Source organism: Kitasatospora sp. NPDC058444, assembly GCF_042721415.1.
In the GTDB taxonomy this organism is placed as follows: Bacteria; Actinomycetota; Actinomycetes; order Streptomycetales; family Streptomycetaceae; genus Kitasatospora.
In genome coordinates this window covers 1-6,974 of sequence record NZ_JBHXLL010000085.1, presented here as the reverse complement: position 1 = coordinate 6,974, position 6,974 = coordinate 1, and the positions used below count along the sequence as shown (strand labels likewise).

The 6,974-nt window shown below is 71.8% G+C and carries 4 protein-coding genes; 1 reads left to right on the top strand and 3 read right to left on the bottom strand.

Annotated elements, in window-relative coordinates; translation table 11 throughout:
- Positions 1 to 81 precede the first annotated feature (81 nt).
- The 3 genes from ACFWP2_RS39350 to ACFWP2_RS39340 form a co-directional block, all read right to left on the bottom strand.
- Positions 82 to 1,122, bottom strand: coding sequence for an ABC transporter permease (locus ACFWP2_RS39350; protein ID WP_380460913.1), 1,041 nt, complete (start codon positions 1,120 to 1,122; stop codon positions 82 to 84).
- Complete coding sequence (locus ACFWP2_RS39345) at positions 1,119 to 2,693, bottom strand: sugar ABC transporter ATP-binding protein (RefSeq protein WP_380460911.1); 1,575 nt, start codon at positions 2,691 to 2,693, stop codon at positions 1,119 to 1,121. Before ACFWP2_RS39345 ends, ACFWP2_RS39350 begins: the two co-directional genes overlap by 4 nt.
- Positions 2,694 to 2,851: 158 nt before the next feature.
- Positions 2,852 to 3,901, bottom strand: coding sequence for a substrate-binding domain-containing protein (locus ACFWP2_RS39340; RefSeq protein WP_380460909.1), 1,050 nt, complete (start codon positions 3,899 to 3,901; stop codon positions 2,852 to 2,854).
- 561 nt (positions 3,902 to 4,462) lie between these two features.
- On the opposite strand from ACFWP2_RS39340, the gene ACFWP2_RS39335 reads away from it, so the two are divergent.
- Positions 4,463 to 6,919, top strand: coding sequence for an RICIN domain-containing protein (locus ACFWP2_RS39335; RefSeq protein WP_380460907.1), 2,457 nt, complete (start codon positions 4,463 to 4,465; stop codon positions 6,917 to 6,919).
- Positions 6,920 to 6,974: the final 55 nt, after the last annotated feature.

Genomic DNA, 6,974 nt, shown 5'->3' with positions numbered 1-6,974 from the left:
GGGGGGTTTGTTTTTTTTTTATCCCCCGGGGGGGGGGGGGGGGGGGGGGGCGGGGGGCCCCCCCGCGCGGGGGAGGGCGGGTCAGGCGGGCAGCCCGACCGCCCGCTCGCGGTTGCGGCGCTGCTGGATGACGACGGCGGCGACCAGCAGGGCGCCCTGGGCGACGTTCTGCCAGAAGGCGTTGATGCCCTGGACGGTGAGGCCGTTCTGCAGCGCGCCGAGCAGGGCGACGGCGAGCAGGGTGCCGCCGATGGTGCCCTTGCCGCCCTTGAGGGCGCAGCCGCCGAGCGCGGCGGCGGTGATCGACTGGAGTTCCAGGCCCTCGCTGCCGGAGACGGGCTGGCCGCTGCCGGTGCGGGCGGTGAGCAGCACGCCGGCCAGGGCCGCGACGGCGCCGGAGAGGGAGTAGGCGGCGATCAGGTACTTGTTGAGGTTGATGCCGGCCAGGCGGGCGGCGGTGTCGTTGCCGCCGAGCGCGTAGATGTTGCGGCCGATGTCGGTGTACTTCAGCAGCACGTGCACGGCGGCGGCGGTGAGGATCAGCAGCCAGACCATGGTGGGCAGGCCGGCGATCTTGCCGCGGCTGAGGAAGACGAAGACCGGGTCGTTGAGGACGTAGCCCTGGGCGCGGCCGTCCGAGACGAGCTGGGCGACGCCCTTGTAGGCGGCCAGTCCGGCGAGGGTGGCGATGGTCGGGTTGACCCGGCCGTAGATGATGACGACGCCGTTGAACAGGCCGATGCCGGCGCCGATGGCGAGCGCCGCGCCGATGCCGAGGTACGGGTTGGCGCCGGTGGAGGTGAAGACCATGGCGCTGGTGACGGAGGCCAGGCCGGCCTGGGAGCCGACCGAGATGTCGAGGCCGCCGCAGATGATGACGACGGTCTGGACGACGGCCAGCAGGCCGGAGATGGTGGCGGCCTCGGCGATGACCTGGATGTTGTCCCAGCCGACGAAGTTGGGGTTGAGCGTGCCGAACAGGCCGACGACGACGGCGAGGGCGCCGATCAGGCTGAGGTTCTGGCCGCCGATCGCGGCGAGCAGGGCGCGCGGGCCGCCGGACCGGCCGGGCAGGGCCCCGGCGTCCGGCGCCGGGGCGGTCGGGGGAGTGGCGGTGGTCATCGGGTCTCTCCGGTCTGGGCGGTGGCGGTGGTGGCGAGGTCGTCGGCCATGGCGAGGGCGAGGATGGCCTCTTCCGTCGCCTGGTCACGGGTCAGTTCGCCGGTGGTGCGGCCGTTCTGCATCACCACGACCCGGTCGGCGAGGCCGAGGACTTCGGGCAGTTCGGAGGAGATGACCAGGACGGCGGTGCCCTCGCGGGCGAGGTCGGCGATGATCTGGTAGATCTCGGCCTTGGCGCCGATGTCGACGCCGCGGGTGGGTTCGTCGAGGATCAGCAGGTCGGGCTTGCGGGCGAGCCAGCGGGCGAGGACGACCTTCTGCTGGTTGCCGCCGGAGAGGGTGCGGACCTCCGCCTCGATGGAGGGGGCGCGCACGCGCAGCCGGTCGGCGTAGTCCTGGGCGAGGTCCTTCTCCTGGCGCTGCCTGACGAACCGGCCCCGGCTGAGCCGGCGCAGGCTGACCAGCGAGGTGTTGTCGCGGATCGTGCGGTGCAGGAACAGGGCCTGGGCCTTGCGCTCCTCGGGGGCCAGGCCGATGCCGGCGGCGATGGCCGCGCGCGGGTCCTTCAGCCGCAGGACCTCGCCGCCCAGGGCCACCGTGCCGGAGTGGATCGGGGCGTCGCCGGCCAGGGCGAGGGCGAGTTCGGAGCGTCCGGCGCCGATCAGGCCGGCCAGCGCGACGACCTCGCCGGCCCGGACGGTCAGGCTGACCCCGTGCACGTCGTCGGTGGTGAGGTCGCGGACGTCCAGCACGACGCGGTCGGTGGCGACGTTCTGCCGGACGAACAGCGAGGACAGGTCCCGGCCGACCATCAGCCGGACCAGCTCGCTCTCGTCGGTGGCGGCGGCATCGACCACACCGGCCAGCGTGCCGTCGCGCAGCACGGCGATGCGGTCGGCGAGCTGGAAGATCTCCTTCATCCGGTGGGAGACGTAGATGACGGCGATGCCTTCGTCGCGCAGTCGTCCGATCAGGGCGAACAGGGCCTCGACCTCGTGCTCGGAGAGCGAGGAGGTGGGCTCGTCGAAGGCGATCGCCCGCGGCGGGACGGCACCGGTCAGGGCGCGCAGGATCTCGACCAACTGGCGCTGTGCGGCGGTGAGTTCGGAGCCGAGCAGGTCGGGGTCGAGGACCTTGTCGAAGCCGAGGCGGGCCAGGTCCGCGGTGATCCGGCGGCGCAGCTCGGCGCGGTCCAGGCGGCGGCCGGCCCGGCGGGGCAGCGAGCCGGCGTAGACGTTCTCGGCGACCGAGACGTGCGGGATGATCTCGGGTTCCTGCGGGATGATCCGGATCCCGGCGCGGCGGGCGTCGATCGGCGAGTGCAGGTCGAGGACCTCGCCGTCGAGCAGGACGCGCCCCTCGGTGGGGCGGTGGTCGCCGGTGAGGATACGCAGCAGGGTGGACTTCCCGGCGCCGTTCTCGCCCATCAGGGCGGTGACCCGGCCGGGCGGGAAGGTGAGGGTGACGTCCTGCAGCGCCTGGACGGAGCCGAAGCGCTTGGCGACGCCCTCGGCGCTCAGGCCGGGCGAGCCGCTCGTCGGCGGTGCGGGTGACGGTGCGGGTGTGGTCATCGGGGCCTCGTTGGCAGTGCGGTGCGTGCGGTGAGGGGGAGCCGGGAGCGCGGTCGGCGGTGCCGGTGGTCGCGGTGCGGTCTCCGGGAACGGCGCCGGTGCGGCGGGCGAGTGTCAGGTCGGGGACCCGCCCGCCGCACCGGTGGCTCGACGAGGCGTCAGCTGCAGGACACGCCCGCGGACTGCCAGGTGGCGGCGTCGACCATCTTGGTCGGGGCGAAGGCCTCCTTGGGGAAGTCCTTGCCGTTCTTGAGCTTGTCGAACATGGTCTGCACCGACAGGGCGCCGACGTCCTTGCCGTTGATGAACAGGGCGGCCTTCATGCCGGAGGGCTTGCCGGAGGCCCAGTTCTTGCAGGCCAGGTAGGCGCCCAGGCCGACGCCGTCGATGTCGTCGGGGCTGATCCCGGCGTTCTGCAGGGCGGTGACGGCGCCCTGGACGTTCTCGTCGTTGCAGCCCCAGGTCACCCAGTGCTTGACCCCGGGGTTGGCGGTGATGGTGGCGGCGACCTTGTCCTGCGCGCCGGTCGGGGTGTTGTCGGTCGCGACGTCGATCAGCTGCACGCCCGGCACGGCCTGGTCGAAGGCGTCCTTGGCGGCCTTCACGCGGTCGCCGCAGACGGTGACGTCCTGCTTCCAGGCGGAGATGATCCGGGTGTCGGCCGCGTTCCAGCCGGCCTTCTTGTACTCCTCGGCCGCCCGCTTGCCGACCTCACCGCCCATCTGGGCACCGGAGAAGCCGATCCGGGGCACCAGGTCGGTCGCCGCGCACTGCGAGGGGGACGGGCCGCTCGCGCAGACCTGGTCGTCCGAGGTGAGCAGCGCGGCCTTGGCGTCCCGGGCCGTCTGGACCACCTGCGGGCCGACCGCCGGGTCCGGCACCACGATGATCAGGCCGTTGCTCTTCTGCGCGATCGCGGCCTGCACCTCGCCGACCGTCTTGTTGGCGTCGTTGCCGAGGTTCACCACCTTCAGGTCGGCACCGAGCTCGGCGGCCTTGGCCTTGGCGCCCGCGGCCTCGTCCACGAAGTACTGCTGGTCGCCCTGCTTCTGCAGGTAGGTGATCGTGACCTTGCCGGACACCGGGGCGACGGGGGCGTCCGCGCTGTTCGAGGACGTCTGCCCGGTGGAGCAGGCGGTCAGGCCGAGGGAGGTGACCAGGCTCAGCGCGGCGATCGAGGCCAGGCGGCCACGGAGGGAGAGGTGCATGGTGGGGGCTCCTGAGGGTGAGGGGCCGATCGGTAAGAAGCAACAAAACCGATCAGAAAGCATCACGATCAAACGTGACGGATCAAAAGGAAACGCCTGGCCCTGAGTTGAGTCAAGCTCGTGTTCCCAGTTCAGGGCTATTGAGACCGTCTCGTTATGCCGCCGTGCCCTGGAGTCGGGTCGAGGGCCGGCGGAGCGGGTCGCGATCCCGTGGATCCAAGCAGGTGGTGGTGCGTTCTGCGGAACTTACCGATTGGTAGGTTGTCGCCCTGGACAGCTTCGAGCAAAGCCTGAGCGGCGTCAATAGCGCCTGGTGGGAGCGTGGCCGCAGGGGGGCGCGGGGCCCCGCTCGGCAGCCCTCGCCGGCTCCCTCTCCCTGTCGACCGGCTGACCGATCGCGTTGCATTTCATCCAGAGCTGTTGATTGCTGTTGAAAGTTGGGTCTACTGTCCTCCCCGGCATGTCGGCATGCACCCGCCAGCACCGACCGGGCCCCGTCCTGGGCCCGAGTCCTGGCGGTTCCCCCACCCGACCGACCCAGCCCGAGGGCAGGAGTAGTCGATGATCAAACCTCCCCACCCGATCCGCCGGAGCGTCACGGCCCTGGCGGCGCTCGCACTCGGTCTCGCCACCGCCGCGCTGGCCGCGCCGCCCGCGTCGGCCGCGCCGGCCCCCGCGACGCAGACCGTGACACTGGACGGCCGCTCGGCAGGGCGGGCGTACGACGGCCTCGGCGCGATCAGCGGCGGCGGCGCCACCTCCCGCCTGCTGGTCGACTACCCCGAACCCCAGCGCAGCCAGGTACTGGACTACCTCTTCAAGCCCGGCTACGGCGCCTCGCTGCAGATGCTGAAGGTGGAGATCGGCGGCGACGCCAACTCCTCGGACGGCCCCGAGCCGTCCCACATGCGCACCCCCACCGAGGTCGACTGCGACCGCGGGTACGAGTGGTGGCTCATGGAGCAGGCCAAGGCCCGCAACCCCGGGATCACCTTCTACGGACTGGAATGGGCCGCACCGGGCTGGCTCAACGGCGGCGTCTGGTCCCAGGACAACATCACGTACCTGGAGTCCTGGCTCGGCTGCGCCCGGCAGCACGGACTGGACGTCGGCTACCTCGGCGGCTGGAACGAGCGCGGCTACGACAAGGCCTGGTTCGAGAAGCTGCGCGCCGACCTGGACGCCCACGGCCACCAGGGCACCACCCTGGTCGCGTCCGACAGCGACGACGAACACTGGTCGATCGCCGCGGACATGGCCGGCGACCCCGCCTTCGCCAAGGCCGTCGGCGTCATCGGCCTGCACGGCACCTGCTGGCACTCGACCCCGGTCTACACCGCCTGCCCGGGCAGCGACACCGCGACCGGGCTGGGCAAGCGGCTCTGGGCCTCCGAGGACGACAACGACAGCTACGGCGCCGACCCGGCAGCCCTGGCCCGCAACGTCAACCGCGAGTACCTCGACGCCCGGATCACCGCCGACATCAAGTGGGCGCTCGTCAGCTCCTGGCCCTCGAACCTGCCGTACGCGGGCGCCGGGCTGATGGCCGCCGACCAGCCGTGGTCCGGCAACTACGCGGTCGGCCGCGACATCTGGGTGATGGCCCACACCACCCAGTTCGCCAAGCCGGGCTGGCAGTACCTGGACACCGCCAGCGGCTACCTGGCCGGAACGGGCGCCAACGGCGACCCGCACAGCGGCAGCTACGTCACGCTCAAGTCCGGCAAGGACTACAGCACCGTCATCGAGGCCACCGACGCCACCGCCGCCCAGACCGTGACCTTCAAGGCCGCCGGCGGCCTGTCCACCGGCCAGGTGCACGTCTGGGCCACCGACATGACGTCCACCGACCAGTCGAAGTGGTTCGTCCACACCCAGGACGTGACGCCCAAGAGCGGTTCGTACTCGCTCACCGTGCAGCCCGGCTACGTCTACACCGTGACCACGACCACCGGCCAGGGCAAGGGCACCGCCACGCCGCCCGCGCCCACCCCGATGCCGCTGCCGTACCAGGCCGACCTCAGCGGCTACTCCGCGCGGTCCACCGCCCGCTACTTCCACGACTGGGCCGGCGCCTTCGAGACCGCGCCCTGCCCGTCCGGGGCGACCACCCCGATGTGCCTGCGCCAGGTCATCACCCGGGCGCCGATCCCGTGGCACGACGACATGAACTACACCCCGCTGACCCTCCTGGGTGACCCGTCCTGGGCCCACTACCAGGCGAGCACGGACGTCACCTTCGAAGAGGCGGGCACCTCCGCCGAACTGCTCGGCCGCATCGACCACGTCGACCACGACCGCTCCGGCTACCACCTGAAGATCGACGACACCGGCGCCTGGAGCCTGTTCAGCGAGAACCGTTCCGGCGCGGACACCGTGCTGGCGAGCGGCAGCTACCCCGGCGCGGGGGCCGGCACCTGGCACAACCTCGCGCTGGCCGTCCAGGGCCAGACCATCACCGCCTCGATCGACCACACCCAGGTCGCCTCCGTCGCCGACGCCGGGCACGGCATCGGCCAGATCGGCCTGGGCGTCGGCGGCTTCCAGCACGCCGACTTCGCCAACACCACCGTCACGCCGCTGGACGGGCCGGCCACCCACACCGTGACCAGCGTCAACAGCGGGAAGTGCCTGGACGTCACGGGTGCTTCGAGCGCCGACGGCGCCCAGATCGTGCAGTGGACCTGCGCCGCCGGCAAGGCCAACCAGCAGTGGACGCTGGTGCCGGTCGCCGGGACCGGCAGCGTCCAGCTGGTCTCGGTCAACAGCGGGAAGTGCCTGGACGTCACGGGTGCTTCGAGCGCCGACGGCGCCCAGGTCATCCAGTGGACCTGCGGATCCGGGCAGGCCAACCAGCAGTGGACCCTCGTCCCGGACACCGGGGCCCGCGTCCAGCTGGTCTCGGTGAACAGCGGGAAGTGCCTGGACGTCACGGGCGCTTCGACGGCCGACGGCGCCCAGATCGTGCAGTGGACCTGCGCCGCCGGCAAGGCCAACCAGCAGTGGACCGTTTCCTGACGGGACCGGCGAAGCCCCTGCCCCCCCACGTCGTGCCGGGCGCCCGCTCGGGCGC

Bases quoted from the DNA above. Each gene is read 5' to 3' on its own strand.
- ACFWP2_RS39350 (WP_380460913.1), bottom strand. From the start codon at position 1,122: ATGACCACCGCCACTCCCCCGACCGCCCCGGCGCCGGACGCCGGGGCC.
- ACFWP2_RS39345 (WP_380460911.1), bottom strand. From the start codon at position 2,693: ATGACCACACCCGCACCGTCACCCGCACCGCCGACGAGCGGCTCGCCC.
- ACFWP2_RS39340 (WP_380460909.1), bottom strand. From the start codon at position 3,901: ATGCACCTCTCCCTCCGTGGCCGCCTGGCCTCGATCGCCGCGCTGAGC.
- ACFWP2_RS39335 (WP_380460907.1), top strand. From the start codon at position 4,463: ATGATCAAACCTCCCCACCCGATCCGCCGGAGCGTCACGGCCCTGGCG.